At 35.5% G+C, this 23219-nt stretch carries 12 protein-coding genes; 5 read left to right on the top strand and 7 right to left on the bottom strand.

Annotated elements, in window-relative coordinates; translation table 11 throughout:
• Positions 1-563: 563 nt before the first annotated feature.
• From Q4500_RS01400 to Q4500_RS01385, 4 genes are all read left to right on the top strand, one after another.
• The gene (locus Q4500_RS01400; RefSeq protein ID WP_303597967.1) at positions 564-3863 is read left to right on the top strand and encodes a TonB-dependent receptor; all 3300 of its coding nucleotides are present in this window, start codon (positions 564-566) and stop codon (positions 3861-3863) included.
• A 12-nt stretch (positions 3864-3875) separates the two neighbouring features.
• On the top strand, positions 3876-5423 hold the full coding sequence (locus Q4500_RS01395) for a RagB/SusD family nutrient uptake outer membrane protein (protein ID WP_303597966.1): 1548 nt from the start codon (positions 3876-3878) through the stop codon (positions 5421-5423).
• Between the two features lie 17 nt (positions 5424-5440).
• Positions 5441-6925 (top strand): PKD domain-containing protein, encoded by a 1485-nt coding sequence (locus Q4500_RS01390; RefSeq protein ID WP_303597965.1) that lies wholly within the window; start codon positions 5441-5443, stop codon positions 6923-6925.
• Between the two features lie 102 nt (positions 6926-7027).
• Positions 7028-10342: a VCBS repeat-containing protein gene (locus tag Q4500_RS01385; RefSeq protein WP_303597964.1), complete on the top strand. Its 3315-nt coding sequence runs from the start codon at positions 7028-7030 to the stop codon at positions 10340-10342.
• 120 nt (positions 10343-10462) lie between these two features.
• Here the strand turns inward: Q4500_RS01385 and Q4500_RS01380 are convergent, their stop codons facing one another.
• From Q4500_RS01380 to Q4500_RS01355, 6 genes are all read right to left on the bottom strand, one after another.
• Positions 10463-11653: an HYR domain-containing protein gene (locus Q4500_RS01380; RefSeq protein WP_303597963.1), complete on the bottom strand. Its 1191-nt coding sequence runs from the start codon at positions 11651-11653 to the stop codon at positions 10463-10465.
• A 163-nt stretch (positions 11654-11816) separates the two neighbouring features.
• Complete coding sequence (locus tag Q4500_RS01375; protein ID WP_303597962.1) at positions 11817-13310, bottom strand: alpha-L-fucosidase; 1494 nt, start codon at positions 13308-13310, stop codon at positions 11817-11819.
• A 25-nt stretch (positions 13311-13335) separates the two neighbouring features.
• Positions 13336-14727 carry a DUF2231 domain-containing protein gene (locus tag Q4500_RS01370; RefSeq protein ID WP_303597961.1) on the bottom strand — a complete coding sequence of 464 codons (1392 nt, stop codon included), beginning with the start codon at positions 14725-14727 and terminating at the stop codon, positions 13336-13338.
• 21 nt (positions 14728-14748) lie between these two features.
• Entirely contained in the window at positions 14749-15855 is a 1107-nt protein-coding gene (locus Q4500_RS01365; protein WP_303597960.1) for a twin-arginine translocation signal domain-containing protein, read from the bottom strand.
• A gap of 18 nt (positions 15856-15873) precedes the next feature.
• Complete coding sequence (locus tag Q4500_RS01360) at positions 15874-17388, bottom strand: DUF1501 domain-containing protein (protein WP_303597959.1); 1515 nt, start codon at positions 17386-17388, stop codon at positions 15874-15876.
• A 26-nt stretch (positions 17389-17414) separates the two neighbouring features.
• Positions 17415-20669 (bottom strand): DUF1553 domain-containing protein, encoded by a 3255-nt coding sequence (locus tag Q4500_RS01355; RefSeq protein WP_303597958.1) that lies wholly within the window; start codon positions 20667-20669, stop codon positions 17415-17417.
• Positions 20670-20906: 237 nt separating this feature from the next.
• On the opposite strand from Q4500_RS01355, the gene Q4500_RS01350 reads away from it, so the two are divergent.
• Positions 20907-21776, top strand: a complete 870-nt coding sequence (locus Q4500_RS01350; RefSeq protein WP_303597957.1) for an AraC family transcriptional regulator — start codon at positions 20907-20909, stop codon at positions 21774-21776.
• Between the two features lie 9 nt (positions 21777-21785).
• Here the strand turns inward: Q4500_RS01350 and Q4500_RS01345 are convergent, their stop codons facing one another.
• A complete protein-coding gene (locus Q4500_RS01345; protein WP_303597956.1) occupies positions 21786-23105 on the bottom strand; it encodes a Gfo/Idh/MocA family protein in 1320 nt (439 codons plus the stop codon).
• Positions 23106-23219 lie beyond the last annotated feature (114 nt).

Below are 23219 nucleotides of genomic sequence, written 5' to 3'. Positions count from 1 at the left end.
CAGAATTTGCAATACATGATACGCATTACACGCTTTACAAAAGTTACCTATTTTTTAGAACTATGGAATAACAAATGATTTTATGAACAAAACATATGAGCTATATGCAATAAGATAATCACTTTATAAAGACATAATTCTCTATTTTAAAAGTGATGTTTTCTTCATTCTATTACCCAAGAGTATACTTATTAAAGGTAGCTTTTTACATATATCGATTACCAAATAGATGTAGCATAACAATTTCACAAATAAACTTACACGTAACCTATTTACATAAAAATGCTCCTTGCATTTGAGATTGTTTATACCACTACCAATAATGAATTACACGCTAAATTATTTAATCCTGCAGTTGCTATCAAAAAAAACAAATTTCATAATAATTAAGCATGATAATTGTGAAAATGGAATTAAAAAGCCCTAAAAATAAAAAGTAGCAACCACTTTAACATTTTTTTTTAGACAAACACATTTGTTACCCTTTAAAAAACATTTGTTATCCTGGACCCGGTGGAATAATTAAATATTTGCTGAACTAAACTTAATTACATTCACAACTTATGAAAATGAAAATCTATTTTAAACGGAAATCCGGAACCCTACTGATAGCAATTCTGGTGCTATTGGGTATGGGTTCGATGAACGCTCAAACGAGCAGCATTCGAGGAACGGTAACATCAGATGATGGTCCTTTACCTGGTGTTAGTGTAGTAGTAAAAGGTACTACAAACGGTACTGTTACTGATTTTGACGGGCTGTATAGCATTAATGTAAATAGCGATGATGTTTTGGTCTTTACCTATATCGGTTATACTAAAAAGGAAATCGCCGTTAATGGAAAAACAACCATCAACACAAACTTAGCTGAAGATGTTTCTGCTCTTGACGAGGTAGTTGTTATAGGGTATGGTTCTGCAAGACGAAAAGATCTTACAGGATCCATAGTATCTATTAAGGCTGAAGAGTTAAATAGGATAAAACCCATTTCATTCGAAGCTGGTATTGCAGGTAAGGCAGCAGGTGTTCAGGTAGTTGCCTCAGAAGGTGGTCCCGATGCAGGTTTAAAAGTACGTGTACGTGGTGGGACATCAATTAATGCAAGCAGCGACCCTTTATATGTAATTGATGGGTTTGCGTTACAAGGCGACAACCAAAGTACAGGTGTTGGACTTGGAAATTCGACTACGAGCCCTTTATCTACAATTGATCCTAGTACAATTGAATCAATAGAAGTATTAAAAGATGCTTCTGCTACCGCAATTTATGGTTCTAGAGGTGCAAATGGTGTTATCATAATAACTACTAAAGGCGGTAAAAAAGGAAGGTCGACCTTAAACTTTGAAACCTATACATCTGTTGGAACACTAGCAAGAAAAATTGACCTATTAAAAGGGCAAGAATATGTAGATTGGTGGAATGAATATTTTCCATGGGATCCATATAGTACAGAACCACAAGTTTCAGCTTATAGAGATGAATTCGGCAACGATATTAATTTAAATGACCCTAGAATTATTCTTACAGATTGGCAAGACGAAATTTCTAGAACTGCCATTACAAGTAACTATAACCTTTCTATGACTGGTGGATCTGATACCAACTCTTACGCTGCATCTTTTTCATACTTAAATAGTGAAGGTGTTATTAAGACCACAGATTTTGAACGATATAATGCTAGCTTAAGATTGAATCAGAATATTTCAAAAAAATTAAAGGCAGGTGTAAATTTAAATATGGGTTTCACACAATCTAAAGGTGTGGTAACCGCTGCGAGTTCAAATGCTAACGGTCAATCTGGTATTGTTACTAGTGCTATTCTTTTTAGCCCAGTACAAGGTTTAACACGTTATGATGATGCAGAATATGATGAAGATGGTAGAATTGTATCATTACGTTCGGGCGATGTTGTTAACCCAAATAGAATATTAGAAGGAAACACCAACCGTTCATTACGTTTCAATTCTTTCGGAAACGTTTACTTAGAATATCAACTAGCAGACGGTTTAAAATTCACATCATCACTTAGAGGTAATTTTGGTTCTAGTAAAGGTCAGGCATATTTCTCAGAGAAATTTGGTTATGGCCAATCTGTTGGCGGAAGAGCTTTTACCAATAACAGTATGAATGTTGGTCTTACAACAGAGCAAAACTTATCGTTCAATAAAACGTACGGTAAGCATAGGTTAAATGCGACTGCAGTATACGAACAACAAGAGTCTTCTTTTGAATTTACCAATTCTAGATCTACAGGTTTTGATTTACCAGGCGTTAACTTGAATAACTTGGGTACGGCACAAGAAACCCTTGCTACATTATCAACTTTTAATAAAAACTCTTTAAGATCGGTTTTAGGTCGTGTACAATATGATTTTGACGATCGCTATGTTTTAAACCTAAGTGCACGATATGATGGCTCATCTAGATTTGCCGAAGGTTACAAATGGGGTTTCTTTCCTTCAGCTGGTGTAGCATGGAAAGTATCAAACGAAAAATTCTTAAAGGATAACCAAACAATAAGTAACTTAAAATTAAAAGCAAGTTATGGTAAAACTGGTAATACAGCTATAGGATCTTATAGATCATTACCACAAACAGCTACATCTTCAGCCATTTTCAATGGTAATCAATTAGCCATTGGTGTTGCAATTGGAAATCTTGTTGTTGATGGGTTAACATGGGAAACTACTTCTCAATTTGATGGTGGTATCTCGTTAGGTCTTTTCAAAAATAGAATTTCTATAGATGCCGAATACTATAACAAAGAAACAACAAACTTATTACTAGACAAACCTATACCAGGTACTACAGGTTTTGAAACCGTATTTACGAATGTTGGAAGTTTAGTAAACGAAGGATTGGAATTCGTTGTTAATACAGTAAACGTCGATAATGAAAACTTTTCATGGAACTCTAGTTTCAATATTAGTTTCAACGACAATGAGGTTACAGATTTAGGAGGCGCAACAGAATTCTTTACAAGAGCTATTGGTGACAATCAAATTCCTATCGACTATGTTACTCGTGTTGGTGAACCTGTTGGTTCTATTTACGGTATCCAAAACGATGGTATATACCAATATTCTGATTTTGTTGATTTTGACGGATTAACCGACGCTGAAGCTGCTCAAAAAATGGCGCAAGATGCATCTGATACCGGGTTACCTCTTTATGCACTCAATTACCAACTAAAAGATGGTGTAGTCGTATCTTCTGGTAGAACCGATACTGCAACATATAGACCGGGTTTACCTAAGCTTAAAGATCAAATAACAGTAGATAGCGATGGTGATGGTATACTAGATAGTGGTGATGGTATTATAAATTCAGATGATAGAACGATTATTGGACGTACCGTACCAAAGCATTTTGGAGGATTCACCAATAATTTTACGTATAAAAACTTCGACTTATCTGTGTTAACATCATGGTCTTATGGAAATGACGTTTACAATAAAAACCTTGTAAGGGGTACTGGTCAAAACATTCCGTTCTTTAATAAATACGGTTCTATAAGAGATAGGTGGACACCTGTAAACACTGACACCAATGTGCCTATTATAAATGGTTTGGGTGATGCAGGTGTAAGTGGTAATGCATACTCAGATTATGTAGAAGATGGCTCTTTCTTTAGGCTGAGCAATGTTACAATTGGTTATAAATTACCTAATAAAGTAACACAAAGCTTAGGTGTTAAAAGCTTTAGACTTTATGCTGCCGCAGATAACTTATATGTGTGGACCAATTATTCAGGATACGATCCTGAGGTAAGTGTTGGCAATAACCAACTAACACCTGGTTTAGACTCAGACTCTTATCCAAGAGCCAGAACTTTTAGAGTTGGACTTAATATTGGATTTTAAAAAAAAATGATTATGAAAAAATATAAAACAAATTACCTAAAACCATTTATTCTACTCGGAGCTATTATTACCCTTAGCTCATGTAGTGATACATTTTTATCAGAAGACCCAGATACCTTTGTATCTCCACCTTTACTTTTGGTAAATGAAGAAGGTGCACAAACATATTTAAACGGTGCGTATGATGCCGTACAGCAATCTATTGCACCAACCGGTGGCAGTAACCCTGCACCTTGGTCTATTTTTTGGGGTACAACCGCTGCAGACGAAGTGGTTTTTCCTAACTGGGGCGGTGAGCGTAAATTGATTTACTTACATCAAGTAACCCCAACAACTGGTGCAATTAACTCAGCATGGGTAAAATATTATGAGTCTTTAAATAGAATAAACAGTGTTGTAGATAGAATTGATGCTATGTCACCAGATCAAATAGAAAGTGATCTAAAAAACCAATACGTGGCCGAAGCAAAATTTCTTAGAACAACTTTAAATTTCGCTTTGGTAAGTTCATGGGAAAATGTTCCTTTACTCAAAAATGAAGTTATTTCATTAGATGACATCAATGTAACGCAAGCTGCACCTTCAGAAGTGTATGACTTTATGGTATCAGATTTAATTTCTGCTTTACCATACTTACCCACAGAGCAAGGTGGCGGTCGTGTAACGGCAGGTGCTGCAAATGCATTATTAGGGAAAATTTACCTACAAATGACTGGTTTTCCATTAAACCAGACCGATAAGTTTCCTTTAGCTGAACAAGCATTAAAAAATGTTATGGACAGTGGCGTTTATGAGCTTTTACCAGTATATCGAGATGTTTTTACATTAGATAATGAACAAAGTACAGAGATGGTATTTGCTGTAGGAATTGATGGCCCTGCCCTAGGTGAGGGCGGTCTATTAAGTACATTTTTTGGTCCTCAAGGAAGCGTTCAGAATGGTGGAGGCTGGGGAACTTGCCATATAAACCATAGTTTTGCAGATAGTTACGATATTGACAATGATGTGCGTATGATCAACAACATAGCGCGACATAATGCAAATAATACCGACCCTGAAACAGCTGTAACAGACCCAGCTTCATGGACGGTAGGTAAAAATACTTGGAGGGGTTGGAAATGGCATGCTGAAAGCCCAAATGGTTATGCCAATGATACTCCTTTTGACTACCCATACATAAGATATGCAGATGTTTTATTGCTTTACGCAGAATCTTTAAATGGTCAAAACAAATTAACACAGGGTGTTATTGACAATACGGTTAATCGTTTAAGAACAAGAGCCGGTCTATCAACAGCAGATATGATGACTTTAGGTTCACAAGAAGATAATGCTACAGAATTGTTATCTGAAAGAAGAAAAGAATTGTGTTTTGAAGGTTGGAGACGTAATGATTTAATCAGATTTGGAAAATATAAAGAGTCTATCTCAGGCATTACCCAAGGTGGACCGAATGCAGGTGACCCTATTACTCAATATGAAGATTTCGAAATCAGATGGCCTATACCAGATGCTCAAATGCAATTAAACCCTAACCTAGTTCAAAACCCAGGTTACTAAACAAAAACATAATAAAAATGAAAAATAAAAAATATTATAGCCTGTGGGTTTTAACACTAGCACTTTTAGCAACATTTATAAGTTGTGAAGAAGATGGTAATGTTAGAGACGGCATAAGAGATGTAAGCTTTAAAGCAACAGCAAAAAACAGAAATATAACCGAAGGAGGTACCGTGACTTATATTGATTCATCAACAAATGTTACCAGTAGATTATGGACATTTGAAGAAGGTAGCATTCCTACCTCAGATCAAGCAACGGTAGATGTTGATTACCTAACTGGGCAATCTTTAAATGCAGAGGGTGTTCTACCAGGTTATCTTACATCATTATCAGTAACACATGATGATGGTACGGTTGAAGAAGGTGAATTTTTAGTTCGTGTTTATAATAAAGTAAAAGTTGATTTTGAAGCTGAAGATACTGAAGTTATTATCGGTGCTAGTACTACTTTTACACCTGTAGTTGAGAATTTACGATCGTTATTTGAAGAAGCAAGAGAAGAAGATTTTTTAGAATGGACATTTGAAGGTGGTACGCCCGCTACTTCTAACACTGAAAATCCAACCGTAACCTACAACACATTAGGTACATACAGGGTAACATTAACTGCACATAGAGAGTCTCCGCTAAGTGAGGCTACTAAAAGTGTTGAAGGATTTATTACTGTTACAGAGCCTGTACCTTTAGTACCAGATGCTGCTGTGGAATTAGAAGACGAAACAATAAGCATTTCTTTTAATGGAGATTTTGAACCTGTTACAGGTCAAGAAGCTTTCATTGAGGTTAAAGTGAATGGTGTTAATTTTATTGTAGAAAGTTTATCTGTTGATGACACTGATGCAGGTTTTTTAAACATTAAGTTACAAGATGCAATTTATCAAGATGATGATGTTACTGTATCATTATTGCCAGGAAGTAATATTGTGGCTATGGATACAAGGGCTCCAGAAACTTTTACAGACTTACCTGTAGCGTCTTTTAAAGAACAGTTTTTAATTTCTGAAGGTCAATTTGAAGAAGCATTAGATACTGATTGGATTAAATTACCTCAAAATGCTACAATTGATGGAATTACAGAGGTACTATTAGTAGATCCTCCAACAGGTGAACCAACAGGTGTAGTCCCCTCAGGTAAGGTAATCAACTTAGCTTTAAATAGAAATGGTGGTGCCACACTAGGTAATGCTAATTCTGAAACTGCTTCTGCTGAGGTTAATTTAGTAGAAGGCAGAAATTATGTTATAAAGTTTAAACGCTATATGACAACAAATTCTCCTAATATTTTATTCCGCTTTAATAATCAAGGTGGTGCCAATCAGCTTTCTTTTAACGCTATGGCAGGAGATCCAAACTTAGTTGACAGATGGCTAGAATCTGAATTTAAATTTACTGCATTAGCAACCCATGCTGGCAAATTTAATATAGTATCAGCTTGGGCTGCCTATGCTGATTTCTATATTGACGATATAGTAATTGAATCTGATGAAGCACGACCATAATAAAATTTTTATATAAGAATAGATAAAAAACTGTCTGGAAAATTAATATTTCAGGCAGTTTTTTTTATTTTCCTTTCCTCTAAATAAAACACCAATTAAATTATGAAATACAAGTTTGTAGCTTTAATATTTGCTTGTCTCTCATTCTTTACATGCAAAAAAGATGTTACTAAAGAAGATATACTAAAAGAAGAAAATGACTCACCATTGTTTGAGTTAGTAGCTTCACAAAATAGCGGAATAACTTTTAGTAATGACATTGAAGAGAATTTTGAACACTTTTATGAATTCTTCAACTATGTATACAATGGTGCAGGGGTTGCCGTTGGCGATATTAATAATGATGGCTTATCAGATATTTATTTTGTAGGGAACGAAGTTGAAAACAAACTTTACCTGAACAAAGGTAATTTTGAATTTGAAGACATCACTGCAAAAGCGAATATTGATAAAAATAAAGGATGGCATAACGGTGTTGTCATGGTCGATATTAATGGAGATAATCTACTTGATATTTATGTATGCCGAGGTGGGTTTCGAAACAAAAAGGAAGACAGAGAAAATTTACTTTTTATAAATCAAGGCGATTTGACCTTCAAAGAAGACGCGGCATCTTTTGGTTTAAATGATGCTGGCTATTCGATAATGGCTTCATTCTTTGATGCCGATAATGATAATGATTTAGACATGTACCTTACTAACAGACCTGAAAAATTCTTTCAAAACTACACTCAAGTTCTAGAAGGTAAAGCAAACGAAGATAATATCTATAGAGATAAATTATACATTAATGATAATGGTAATTATGAAGAAATTGGGCTAAAGGCCGGTATAAATAATAATTACGGTTATGGATTAGGTTTGGTTACATCTGACATAAATAGCGACGGTAAAATAGATATCTATGTTTCAAATGATTATTTAGAAAGAGATTATGCGTACATCAATAAAGGCAACAATACTTTTAACGATGAACTTACCAAGCGTTTTAACCACGTTCCGTTTTACGCAATGGGTGTAGATATTGTGGACTTTAACAACGATGGTTTTGAAGATATCATTCAATTAGAAATGTTACCAGAAGATTACGAGCGCTCTAAAACTACAATGGCTTCGATGAATACAAAATTATTCAGCGATATGACCACGAGCGGTTTTCATTACCAATACATGCATAACATGTTGCACTTGAACAGGGGTAACGGTATGTATAGTGAAATCAGTGCATACTCAGGCGTAGGAAAAACCGATTGGAGCTGGTCTTGTTTAGGTAGTGATTTTGATAATGATGGCTTCAATGATCTCTTTATCACTAACGGATTTAAAAGAGATATTTGGGACAAAGACACGAATGCTAAAATAGGGCAATACATGCAAAGTATGGAAGCTCGTAAAAAGACCACTCAAGAAAATGTGGCTTACATTGTAAATCAATTCAAAGAAAATAAAAAACCAAATTATATTTTTAAAAATAATGGCGACCTAACATTTACCAAAAAAACCAAAGAATGGGGTCTAGATAAAGAAAGTTTATCTAACGGTGCATCTTTAGGTGATTTAGACAATGATGGTGATCTCGATATCATTGTTAATAATATAGATGGTACCGCATTTATCTATAAAAATACTTCTGAAAAATTAGAAAATAATTATCTAAAAATAAAATTGAACGGTCCTAAGAACAACCCAACGGGTTTAGGTGCCAAAATAACTTTAAAGTACAACAACGAAATACAACATCATGAGTTTAAAACTGTAAGAGGCTATTTATCATCTGTTGAACCAATCAATCATTTTGGATTGGGAAAAATAGATACTATAGATGTATTAGATATTATATGGACAGATGGTAAAGAATACAGGCTACAGCATGTACAGGCTAACCAAATGCTAGAAATTAATTATGATGCCGCAAAAAATAAAACAGCCCCTAAAACCCTTAATAAAACTATTTTTACAGAAGTTACCGATTCAAAGTTCAGTTCACCCTTTGTTCATCATGAAAACGATTATGATGATTTTAAAAAGCAGATTCTATTACCACATAAATTATCTCAAAATGGTCCATGTATAACTGTTGGTGATGTTAATAACGATGGCTTAGAAGATTTTTACGTAGGTGGCGCGGCAAATCAGAAAGCTTCGATATATGTACAAGATATAAAAGGCAAGTTTATACCATTAGAACAATCTGCTTTTGAAACAAACGCCCAAAACGAAGATGTTGGTGCAGTGTTCTTTGATGCAGATGGGGATCTTGATTTAGATTTGTATGTTGTAAGTGGCGGTAATGAATTTTCACAAAACTCCCCCACCCTACAAGATCGATTATACTTAAATAACGGTGTAGGTAATTTTGAGTTATCAGACAATTTACCAAAGCTAACACAGAGTGGTTCATGCGTTATTCCTTTAGATTTTGATAAGGATGGTGATTTAGATTTGTTCGTTGGCGGTAGACTGATTCCTAATTCTTACCCTAACGCACCAAACAGCTTTTTACTCGAAAATGATAAGGGTATTTTTACAGATGTAACGGAAAAAATTGCCCCTGAACTATCAAAGATCGGCATGGTTACTTCGGCTACTTGGAACGATATTGATGGTGATTCTACAGAAGAGCTTATCGTCGTTGGTGAATGGATGCCTATTACCATTTTCAAAAAACAAGGTCAAGAATTCATCAATGCAACAACATCCTTTAATTTAACGAAAACAAGTGGTTGGTGGAACAAAATTGTTGCCACGGATATCGACAAAGACGGAGATACTGATTTTATAATAGGAAACCTTGGACTTAACTACAAATTTACGGCTAGCGTTGAAAAACCATTTACTATTTATGCAAATGATTTTGATCGCAATGGCACCAATGATATTTTTCTGACTAAGCACTACAAAGATAGGCTTGTACCTGTGCGTGGTAAAGAATGTTCTTCTCAACAATTACCAGAGATAAGCCGAAAATTCAGAACCTATCAACAGTTTGCAAAAGCAGATATTGACGATATTTTACCTGATATTAAAAATGCATTGAAATATGAAACTCAAATTTTTGAAAGCATCATATTAGAAAACAACAATGGAGAATTACGGATCAAAGCCTTACCAAAAGAAGCTCAGTTTTCGGTCATTAACGGCATTATTATAGATGACTTTAATAACGATGATATTCTTGATATTTTAATAGCGGGAAACAAGTTTGAAGTTGAAGTTGAAACTACAAGAGCAGATGCATCAATAGGTCAACTATTTATTGGTACGGACAATGGAAGTTTTAACGCTTTAAATTACTTGGAAAGTGGAATTTTACTTCCATACAATGTTAAAGGAATTGAAAAAATAACTATTGGTGACAAAACTGGAATTCTAAGTGCTATTAATGATGATAAGCTTCGCCTATTTACAGAACAATAAATAACAATCGCATCTAAATAATAGTTCAAAACATGCAATAAAAAAAGACGAAGTTGTTTTACCAACTCCGTCTTTTTTATTGTAATTATCCTTTGAAATAAAAATGTAATAGGGCTTTACTTATTCATCCTCTAATTTCCAAGACCTAATCCAATCATATTTTGTGGTTAAATCATCAAAAGAACCTGTTTCAAAGATGGTTTCAGAATCTATCGGGTTCCAGTCATAGGTTTCTATTGCCATGGTTAAATGACCCTCTAAATCAAAATCAGCAGGAGGATTTGTAATGGTATGTGCTAATTGTCCATCCAAGTAAAATAATATCTCAGTTGGCGATTTCCACCAGCATCCGTATACAAAGTATCTAGAATTATTTTTTTCTTCTAAAACTGTTTTGGCGGGACTTTGTAATGACCCGGTAACTTCGGTATCACATTCCCTTTCATGTCTCCAAGTATTAGAAGCATATATATGATCAAAATCTGCAGCCCAAGCCGCGGTCGTTGTAAGTCTACCCACACATTCCTGTATATCTAATTCGAGTTTTCTTAGAGGACCAGTATTACAATTCTGTTGAAAAGAAATCCAAAAAGTAGAAGACATAATTGTTTTATTCGCTTGCATTCTACATTCATAATAATGCCCATGTTTTGCATTTAACTTAGAACGTACTATTGCACCACCATGAGTAAACTCTATACCATTAACTGTTTTTGGAATTTCAAATTCTTCGGTAGTAACATTCATGTTACCTTCATTAACAGAAACATTATCAGACTCAAATAAGCCCGGTGGGCGACCGATCCAATTAAAGCCATCGGTCGATGGGCTTCTATGCCACTTGTCATCATCGAAAGTGGTTCCATTAAATTCATCTGACATATTCTCGACTTTTGTCCATTTTTTGCCTTCAGGTGTAGGGTTTGCATTGATAAAATAAGGCAGGTTTACAGATGGATCATTCTGTACAACGGTAATTTCAAAACTACATGTCGTTTTATTTCCTGCTGCATCTCTAGCCTCAAAAGTATTGATTGTTGTACCTATCGGAAATTTTGCTCCTGTTGCCAAACCCTCAATTTGAGATGTAATTGCGCTTACGTTATCGCTGCCTTTGGGAGTTTCATAAGTAACCTCAGCACCATCTACGAAAGACTCAACGTTTATAGTTATAGATTCTTGACAATTTATTGTAGGGGCTACAGTATCTAGCTCAACCTTATTAGCGGAGTCATCGCCACTACTGCAAGAGGTAAATACAAATACAGCTAGTGCATAAAATATCGTATAATTCAACATATAAAACTTCATTCTTTTTGTTTTATATAAAGTTAATCGACCACTAAAGAAATATCTTTTCAAATGTTTTTTACACTATAACATATGATCTTTCATCATAAAACTTAAAAAGCTTTATTCCCGATTAACCAATTGCTATCTATAAATATAGCTTTCTAGTGTTTTATGAAATACATTATTTCACAAACTCAATCTTATAAGCAAATGCATAATCCCCATTTTTATTTTTAGAAGCTTGAATAATTAGTTCAGTCTCATTTTGTGCCCAAGAGATTTTCTCAGGATTCCCTAAAAGTTGAATACTTCTTATTTTTCGTTCCTGTTTACCTAGAGCCCTTATATGTATTTCTTTTTGTGGGCAATCTAGAACTATGGCATAAAGCGTGTCATCTTTAGTAGTGAATCTAATATCCTCTGCTGTATTATCGGCATTTTTATGCTCACTCAAATGACCTTCAATTACTTCTGCTGGTCCTTCTCCATAAATTTTCCAAGGTCTAGTTCCATAAATAGCTTCTCCATTTATAGCCAGCCACTCCCCCATTTGCAACAAACGTTCTTCAACCTCCGTGGGTATTTTACCTTCAGCGGTCGGCGTAATATTTAAAAGTACCGCACCATTTTTACTAACCACATCAACTAAAAAATCTATTAGTCTATTGGTAGATTTATATTCAGGATTTTCAATGTTGCTCCATGCTTTCCAATCTATAGAATCGTCAGTTAACCAAGTAAACTCTTTTTTCTCGCTCATTCTAGAGCGCTCTAAATCTAAAACTGCAGAGCCCACCGCTAAATCGGTAAACTTATAGGTGACGACTACATCTTTCCCTTTTTCAAGGCCTCTATTATAAAAACCTGCTAAGAATTGCTTTCTATAATCTTCACCTATAATATCCATTTTGTTATCAAACCAAACAATATCAGGATCATACTTAGTGGTTAATTCCGTAAGCCGATCTAACCAATCTTGATTAAACTTTTCATCAGGTAAGGGGTTTGTAGGTTTATTTGCCATAACAAATGTACCCTCGAGAACTTTCGGACCATAAAGCCCTTCAAACAGTGGATTTGAAGCATCTGTATTGTCATTCCAAGTTGGGTACCATGCATACAACCAATGACGATGAAAGGTGGTAATAAATTTAAGTCCCCGAGATTTTACGGCTTTTTCCATAGCACCGACTACATCAATTTTTGGTCCCATATCCTTCGCATCCCATTGTGTCAGTTTGCTATCCCACATCGCAAAACCATCAGCGTGTTCGGCAATAGGACCTGCAAATTGTGCACCAGCTTTTACGAATAAATCTGCCCAAACATCGGCATCAAACTCTTCAGCCTTAAACATGGGTACAAAATCTTTGTAACCGAATGTATCTAATGAACCGTATGTTTCTTTATGGTAGGTATTTATTGGGTGCCCTTCAACATACATCCACCGAGAATACCATTCATTTTCATAAGCAGGCACAGAATACGGTCCCCAGTGAAAATAGATTCCGAATTTTAAATCTTTGTACCATTCAGGCACCTCATATTGCTGCAACGACTCCCAATCGGCTGTATAATGTTGTTTATTAATTTCAGTATCGGTAACAACTTTTTGTGCAGAACAACCTTTCAACATTAAAACAGCAATGCAACTAAAAAATATACCTTTCTTCATGTGCGTATGTACTCTTAATTGAGCTTTAATCAATTATAATTTTAGGATAATCATTGACCCCCTTCTTCTCTAAATCTTCTTTTTTGATATTCGTTTTCCAAACATAGGCATATTTAAGCTGCTTCATTTCAGAAAAAGAAGGGATACTTTTAGCCGTTATTTCAGTACCTAATAAATTTACACTCGTTAAATTCTCTAGCTGCGTTAATTGAGCAACTGCTGCATCTGACAACGGATTATCGTTCAACTTCAATTTTTGAACATTTATAAACTGAGCAATCAATTTTATATGGTCATCTTTAATATGATTATTCTCTAATGATAACCAAAGAATATTCTCTTTTATAGAAAGTAATTTTTCTAGTTTTTTAGACAAGGCATCCGTTGTACCATTTTCATTTGAATTTGGCGCTAATACAGCTTCATACAATCCAGATTCAAATGCTAGTTCACGTAATCTAAAGCCTTCTACCTGTAGTTCAGTTATTTTATCGTCAGCAACTAAACTCACACTCGGAATCGGTATCTCTGAACCATCAGAAGAACCTGCTGACAAGCCAAGCATAGTGCTAGCTATACCCATAATATTCTCATCTGTTTCAACCGACGCTACTTTAGTTTTGAAATTCGCCTGCGCATTATCAATCCAATACGTCAAAATAGCTATCTCTTCTTCGGTTAAGGGTGTTTTACCTTCGGGCGGCATAAAATCATCGTGATGCGGATCTAACAATACTCTTTTCAGCATTTCAGAATTCGATGCATCACCAGGAATTAATATGTCACCGTTTTTTCCGCCATCAAGAATAGCAAGACTATCTGCAATTGAAAGTCCGCCTTTCTTTTTACTTGAATTATGGCAACTTGCGCATTTATTCTGCAAAATAGGATTTACCAGATGACCAAACACCTCAGCATCTTCAACTTTAGTGACCGCAACCAATTCTTGTTTTTCTGCACCACCAAAAGGCATATATTTCACCAAATAATCACTACCATGTGTAAGGTTACCACCGTAATGACCCGTAACACTTAATAGAATTACCAATAGGGTTAAAAATGAAATATTTGTCTGTAACTTTTTTAAACTTGGTACTTTAATTTTTTCGATTCGTATACCCCATGCTAAAAATGCAATAGCAGTGGTTGCAATACCAAACCAAAAATGAGTATCTAAAGCAGCCTCTTCATAATCGCCACTTAATGATAACATATACCCTAAAATACACGCAACGGCACCACTAAGTCCACCTAAAAATAAAGCCAACGGAGTACCTGAGGTCAGCACAGGGTTCTTTTTCCACCTACTAAAAACTTCCAATACAAACGCAAAGAATAAAAACCCAATAGGTAAATGCACCACAAGCGGATGAAATCTACCTAAGAACAATACAAAATCTGGAACACTATTCTCCATAACTATTTCTTCAAAATCACTTTAAACACGTTCTAATTTAATGGGTGCCGTTTTATTGGCATTCCATTGGCAGATGTATAAATTTTTATCTTCATCTACACATACATCATGACCATGTAGAATAGGCTTATTCTCTAACTGATATGATTTTTGCAGTTCACCATTTTTATATTCGGGCGAAGTACCACCTGGGTTAGAAACTACTTTATCACCTTGTAAAATGGTAACAAAGCCAGTATGATCTTTCCAATTTGTTTTTCCAATTTTAGGTTGAGACCAACATACGCCGGCGTACAAATTAGTATCATCAAAAACAGGTCTACATACCTGCATATTAGGGAGTTTAAGTGTTTTAACATAGGTACCCTCTAGGGTAAACCACTTAAACGATTGTTCGTTTCTAGAAGTACAGACCACCATAGGGTTATTTTTATCTCTATAATCTATTGCTATACCATGTGCATTTTGAAGATTATAATTTGAATCTTCATTTTCGTGACCGCCCCATTTGCGAATAAACTCGCCCTTATAATTATACTGTAAAATAAAATCTTGCCCATAACCGTCTGCAACGTAGATATCACCATTAGGACCCACAGCAACTTCTGTAGGGCAATAATTTAGTCCCGGTTCATAAACACCAATAGTTTGTGGATGCCCAATATCAAAAAGCACTTTACCGTCTATCGTAGTCTTTGAAACTCTACCGTTATGCTTTATCAATTTTCCTGTTTTATTTAGGTACCACCCAGAATCTGCCAAGAATAGAAAATCTTCGCCACCTTCATTTGAAATAGTCAACCCATGACCACCTGGGTAGGCGGTTCCCCAATAGTCCAATAATTTCCCAGATTTATCAAAGATCAATACATTGTTCTGTGGGTGATCACCGATCATAATTAAACGACCTTTACTATCCATTTCCATTTCATGGCAGTTCAACAAGGGTGTTCTAACCGAACTTATTTGCGCCCAATCGTTATGCACCTTGTATTGATAATCGCCATGGCCTAATATGGTATCAGTCGGTTTATTCTTTTTCAGTATATTGAATCCGAATGTCGGTACAGAGGTTATAGCTGCACCTGCAATAGTGGTTCTTTTTATGAAATTTCTTCTGGTTGGCATAAGGGTATTGGTTGATTATTAGGTTAATAAATCTTTAACTACGTTACCATGAACATCGGTTAAACGGTATCGTCTACCCTGATGTTTAAAAGTTAATCGTTCATGGTCAACACCGAATAGATATAAAAGCGTTGCATGAAAATCGTGCACATGTACAGGGTCTTTAACCACATTATAGCTAAAATCATCAGTTTCACCATAGCTAAAACCTGGCTTTACACCTGCACCTGCCATCCACATGGTAAATGCTTTTGGGTGATGATCTCGACCATAGTTTTCTTTTGTAAGTTGACCTTGAGAATAGACCGTTCTACCAAATTCACCACCCCAAACTACCAAGGTATCATCTAGCATACCACGTTGTTTTAAATCTTTAACCAATGCAGCAGTAGCTTGGTCTGTTTTCTGTGATTGACTTTTAACCCCACCCGGACAGTAGTTGTGCTGATCCCAACCTTGGTGATACAGCTGCACAAATTTTACGCCCTTTTCTAATAGTTTTCTTGCCATTAGACAGTTTGCGGCATAGGTACCTGGATCCCTACTATCTTTACCATACATCTCAAAAGTGCTGTCTGATTCGTCTGAAAGATCTGAAACCTCAGGTACAGAAGTTTGCATTTTAAAAGCCATTTCGTACTGCGACATTCTAGCCTGAATTTCTGGATCACCATAAGCATCGTGTTGAAGGTTATTAAGATCACCCAAATAATCTAACATATGCCTACGATCATTACCATCGTAATTCTCTGGATCACTTAGGTACAACACTGGGTCTTTACCCGAGCGAAATTGCACGCCTTGGTGTTCGGTAGGTAAAAATCCGTTACCCCATAAACTAGCTTTTAATGGTTGTCCTTTTCCATTTTTAGAAACCAGCGTAATAAACGTAGGTAGGTTTTCATTATCAGAACCAAGACCATAACTCAACCAAGAACCAATAGACGGTCTGCCCGGTAACTGATTACCCGTTTGCATAAAAGTAATTGCCGGTGTATGATTAATTTGATCAGTTTGCATACCTTTTATAAAACACAAATCGTCTACCACCTCAGATAAATATGGCATAGCATCACTTACCCAAGCTCTTGACTCTCCATATTGTTTAAAATTAAAAGTTGATGGTGCAATAGGTAAGGTACTTTGATTACCGCTCATACCTGTTAAGCGTTGACCGCTCATTACAGAATCAGGTAGTTCTTTACCGAACATATCTGAAAGTTTTGGCTTGTAATCGAAGAGATCCATTTGTGATGGTCCGCCACTTTGAAAAAGGTAGATGATTCTTTTCGCCTTTGGCAAATGATGTGGCAATCCTAATCTATTCTTATTGTATGCCTTTAAAATATCTTCGGGAGCACTGTGCTTTCCAATACCGGCAAATAATTTTTCGGTACCCAAAAGACTACCTAAAGCTAGAGCTCCAATACCCAAAGAAGTTCTCTTTAAGAAATGCCTTCTATCTAGCTGGCTTTCTAGTTTTTGTAAATCTTTATTATTAGACCTTAATTTATGTTGATGATCGTTACACATAGCTTTATACTTATAAAGTTACCAATTTATCTTTTTGTGATGGTGGCATCTGCATTCATAATTGTACTTGCCACTACTGCATTTGCAGCAATAAGGGCTTTGTCATCTGCTTCGCTTAATTTAAAAACTCCTGTATTTATCCAGCCCTTTGTTTTATCAATGTTCTTCTGAAATTTCGAATACTCTTCTTTCTGAAGATTCATCAATAATGACAATTCTTTCTGATTAGGTGCTCTACCCGTCAATTTTTTGAACGCTGAGCGAATACCCTTTTCAATAGAAGTAGCTTCAGAAATTCGTTTCCCTAGAACTCTTGAAGCCTCTATGTATGTAGGATCGTTAAGTATAACTAGGGCTTGTAATGGCGTATTTGTTTTCTGTCGTCGAGAAGAACATAAATCTCTTGTGGGTGCATCAAATGTTGCTATAGTTGGGTTTGGAACCGTTCTCTTCCAAATAGTATACATGCTTCTTCTGTAAAGCCCTTCTTCACTATCTTGAACATAGGTATCACCGTTCACTTCCCATAATCCCTCGGGTTGATAAGGTTTTACGCTTTCCCCTCCAATTTTTTCATTTAATAACCCTGATGCATATAGCGCATTATCTCGAAGCATCTCACCTGATAATCGTGTAGAAGGTCCTCGAGACAACCATTTGTTTTCCCCATCGACTGCAAGAAGTTCTTCGCTTATAACCGAACTCTGTTGGTATGTTCTTGACATCATCATGGTTTTCAATAACGCCTTTACATCCCAGCCTGAGTCTACAAAACGAATAGCCAACCAATCTAGCAACTTAGGGTGAGTAGGTAAATCGCCTTGATTACCAAAATCTTCTGAGCTTAATACCAACCCTCTACCGAATAAATTTTGCCAGTACCTGTTCACCGTTACTCTAGCCGTCAACGGATTTTTCTCATCTGTTATCCATTTAGCTAAACCCAGCCTGTTTTTTGGCCATTCTTTTTTCCATGATAAAATATCTTCAGGCACATTCGGAAAAACCGAATCGGTAGGTGAATCGTAATTTCCACGATCTAAAATATAAGCTTGACGAGGCGTTTTACGCTCTTTCATTACCATTATTTGTTTGACCCTTTCTGTACTATCTACTAAAGTTCTTCTTTTAAGCTCTACCTCTTTAAGAACAGTTGCATATGCTTTAGATTTTGTATTTAAAAAGTATTCTGATAATAGTTTTTTTTCAGTTTCGCTTAAGTTTGAAAATTGCTTTTGTTGCAGCTCTTTTAACTTATCAGAATTCTTTATTTGCAGCACCTCAATAGCCGAAATTTCTCTATCGAACACCAATAAATTATCAACTACAGCCCCTCTAATACCCTTATCTCGCCAAATAGCCCCTACTCTTAAACCAGGTTCTAATTTTGGACTCTTTGCCCCGTATAATTGTAAGCCATTGAATACAATATCTTTATAAAGATTATCGAACGTAGTTTTGGTTTTCAGCTTTTCGCCGTCTTGATAAATTGAAATTCCTTCAGCTTTACTAGAACCATCATAAGTCATCGTTAACTGAACCCATTTCTCTTTAGGCACATCGTTTAAAGACTCAATAACTATCGCATTATCTGGATACACATGTGCTAATAATGCTTCTATTTTATTCTCTTTTATTTTTAGATGATACCCTCTAAACGAGTGAAGTTCTGAGCTATTCATTTTATGGAATATAACCCCGTCGTCTAAGTCTGTCGGTATAAATACTTCAATAGAAACACTAAACGGTTCATTTCTTTTATAAATTCCAATTTTATCCAAATCTAGCCACGTATCACCATCCATCGCTAAACCTTTGCCCGAAGAACCCTGTTTAAAAACCGCTTTTTCATTTTGTACAAACTGCTGACGCATTTGAATTTTATTACGACCATTACCACCAGTGGTATTGATAAGCTTTTGTTCATCAAAATTAAATGAAGCAACCAAACCATTTGGTTTAGAATTCACCGGAATATTACTATACTCGTTATTGGCCAACCATACATCTGCTTTCTTAACTTCGGTTGTTTCTATTTCCGCCAGTCTTTTCTCACTGGTTTTTACAATTTCATCTAAATAAGCTAAAACACCTTCTTGCTCTTCAGTTGGTAATAACATCGCCGGTACGGGTGTTGCCAAATCCCAAGGAATCAATCCTGTTTCATCTATGTTATTGAAAAAGCTATACATCTCGTAATAGTTTTTCTGAGAGATGGGATCGTATTTATGATCATGGCATTTTGCACAGGCATAAGATAAGCCTAAAATACCTTGACTTACTGTAGCTGTTCTATCGGCAACATATTCTGACCTAAATTCTTCGTCAATAATACCACCCTCTAAATTCTGCGGATGCAATCTATTAAATGTAGTTGCTAGTTTTTGTTCTATTGTAGGATTCTCAAACAAATCGCCCGCCAATTGCCAAGTCAGAAATTCATCATATGGCATATTTTCATTGAATGATTTAATGACCCAATCGCGCCAGGGTGAAGTGTCTCTATATCTATCATTACTATACCCATGGGTATCTGCATAGCGCGAAACATCCATCCAATCGAGGGTCATTTGTTCCCCGAAGTGCGTTGAAGCTAGCAATCTATCTATTTGTTTTTCAAATGCATTCGAAGAAGTATCTTTTAAAAACAATTCTATTTCTTCAGGTGTTGGTGGCAAACCTATTAAATCAAAAGAAGCTCTACGCAACAATACCTCTTTCGAAGCCATTTCAGATGGCTTAAGATTGACTTCACCTAACTTTGCCAATACAAAATTGTCAATTTCATTATTAACGAATTGTTTCTGGTCTACCTTAGGAATATCATACTTTTCTGGTTGCAAAAATGCCCAGTGATCTTTGTATTCGGCACCATCTTCTATCCACTTGACTAACACCGCTTTTTCATAAGCGGTAAGGGTTAAATGAGAACTTGGTGCAGGCATGATTAAGTCTTGATCATCTGTTATAATACGATGAAAAAATTCGCTCTTCTTTAAATTACCAGGTGTAATCGCAAACTTACCAGGCGTTTCACTTAGTTCGCCGTATGCGAATTCTGCATCATGAAGTTGTAGACCTCCTTTAATGTTTCCTTTATCTGGACCATGGCATAAATAGCATTTATCAGATAATATAGGTTTTACATGTTGATTAAAATCTACTTCTTCCGGCAGTTTATCATAAGCTACCGCAACCAATTCAGGAAGCTCGGTACCACCACAAGATGATAATACGACAATAGAAAATCCTAAAATTATAAGTTTGCTAAAATTTGTCATAATAATTTATAAAATAAGTAACCTTTCAAAAATAAATTATCATAACCCCAAAGCCTGTAACAAATCAGTTTATAAAATGTACATTTCCGATATGTTCATATTATATCGAGTTGATGTTATGGGTAAATTCTTTATTTTTAAACTCTTTCAGCTGATGGTTGAAAGAATATTATAATTTCACTAATACGATAATCAGTATTATAAAATTCCTTTAAACAAAAAATTAAGCAAAAAATAATGATCCAAGTTCTTCAATCTTTACGCTTAACTCTTTTGAATGTTGGCTATGCCAAGCTTAACACATCATGGAATTTTGAAAATGTGATCAGTCCGTTCACCCGAATGTATTACATCACCAAGGGGAGTGCTAAAGTGTACCATAACAATCAGATATTTACTTTAAAGCCGGGCTACATGTACTTGATACCAAGTTATTGTTATGCCAAATTCTCTTGTGACAACTACCATGAGCAATTTTACATTAGTTTTTTAGAAGAAGTAAATAATGGAATTTCTATCTACGGCATAAAAGATTTTAATTATGAAATTGAAGCAGATAAAAACGACAAAAAGTATTTTGAACGTTTACTTTCCTTAAACAGCAATAGAGAAATAATGAATAGTGATCCAAAAACATATGACAATAAACCTACATTGCAAGATTTTATTAAGCAGAATGAGGTGTTGAGCACAAAAGATTTTCTTGAAACCCAAGGTTTACTTACCGTACTCTTCTCAAAATTTATTACCAGTTTTAATGTTCAAAATAAAATACAGGTTGCTAATTATGGAATGCAAAACATATTGAATTATATCAACAATAATTTACAATCACCCATTACAGTAGTTGAGTTAGCTGAAATTTGTAATTATAGTCCTGATCATTTTTCAAAGCTTTTTAAACAGGCATATAAGTCTAACCCCAATAAATTCATTCAAGAAAAAAGAATAGAGCGATCACAATTGCTACTTCTTACCACTAATGATTCTTTAAACGAAATTGCTGAAAAAGTGGGTTTAAATAACATTTCTTATTTCTCAAGGTTATTTAAAAAGCATACAGGAAAAACACCTGCTTTTTTCAGAAAAGAGCAGGTGAATATCTAAATAATTTGTTTAAAACTTGCGTGCTTTTCTACCACGCATTTTGTTGGCTTCAGCATCTTTTAAAAACTTCTCTTTTGTTGGGTTCCATTCTAACGGTCTACCTAAATTATATGCAATGTTGGCAATGTTGCATACTGTAGCAGATCTATGCCCAGTTTCTACATCGCAAATTGGCTGCGTTCTATTCTTCATCGCATCTAACCAATCTTGAAGATGATTACCCTCAGTATTGTATAGTTTTACTTTGGCATTAGATAAATCTGTAGTTAAAATATTTTCTGGAGTAGTTTCTAAATACGATCTACTTACGTCCATAGTGCCTTCAGAACCAATAAAACGCACACCCCATCCTCTACCAAAATCTTCATGTATCATTTCTATTCCGTTTTCATAATACATTTTCAATCCGCGTACTGCATTTTTATCAGTTGGCGGAACGTATTTTACAGGTCCTGATCGATCCATATCTAAAGCCCATTGAACAATATCGAACATATGCGCACCCCAATCACAAAGAATACCACCGCCAACTTCTTCAAAAAGTCGCCAATCTGGCCAAAAATCAACATCATTACGAGAAGGTGCCAAACGATGATTATAAGCCAACAAAGGAGCTGGACCACACCAATTGTTCCAGTTAACTTCAGACGGCATTGTTTCTGCTTTTAAATTATATGGAATAGCTGGGTCACCAACATTTACAAGCACTTGTTTAATATCGCCCAAGTAACCATTACGAATTAGTTCACATGCTTTTCTAAAAGAACTCCATGATCTTTGCATACTGCCCGTTTGCAAAATTTGACCTGTCTTTTTGGTTGTCTTGACAAGTGCTATACCTTCTTCAATATTATGCGTTAAAGGCTTTTCACAATACACATCTTTACCAGCTTTCATAGCATCGATTGCCTGTATGGCATGCCAATGATCAGGCGTCGCGATGACCACGCCATCAATATCACTGCGCTCTAAAAGCTCTTTATAATTTAAATATGTTTTTACAGAGTTATAGTTTTTTTGATTTCGTTTTTCTGCGTAATTACTTTCTACATGACCTTTAAACCAGTCATTTTTAGTAGACCAAACATCGCTGGCGGCAATAATTTGAGCACTAGTATTACCTATAAAATTCTTAGCTAACCCATTACATTGTTTACCTAAGCCTATAAAACCCAAATTAATTCGATCGCTAGGTGCAGTAAAACCCCTGCCGAAAACATGCCTTGGCAGAATGGTAATTGCCCCAGCAGCCAGGGTTGTTTTAGTCAAAAAACCTCTTCGAGAAAGGGTTTGACCAGAAATTTTCTTAGATTTTTTAGCATTCTTCATTCTTTTAAGTTCTGTATGAATTAAGCTCTCTTAAAGAGCTGTAAAATTTGTTGTGATTAAAACTAGATAATTCAAAATCGTACAGGTGATAGATATGATTAAAAAGATGCCATA

Origin of the sequence: Maribacter sp. 1_MG-2023 (genome assembly GCF_030547005.1) — a bacterium.
Taxonomy (GTDB): domain Bacteria; phylum Bacteroidota; class Bacteroidia; order Flavobacteriales; family Flavobacteriaceae; genus Maribacter.
The sequence above is the reverse complement of the archived record's forward strand: the minus strand, read 5'-3'. Positions and strand labels throughout refer to the sequence as shown.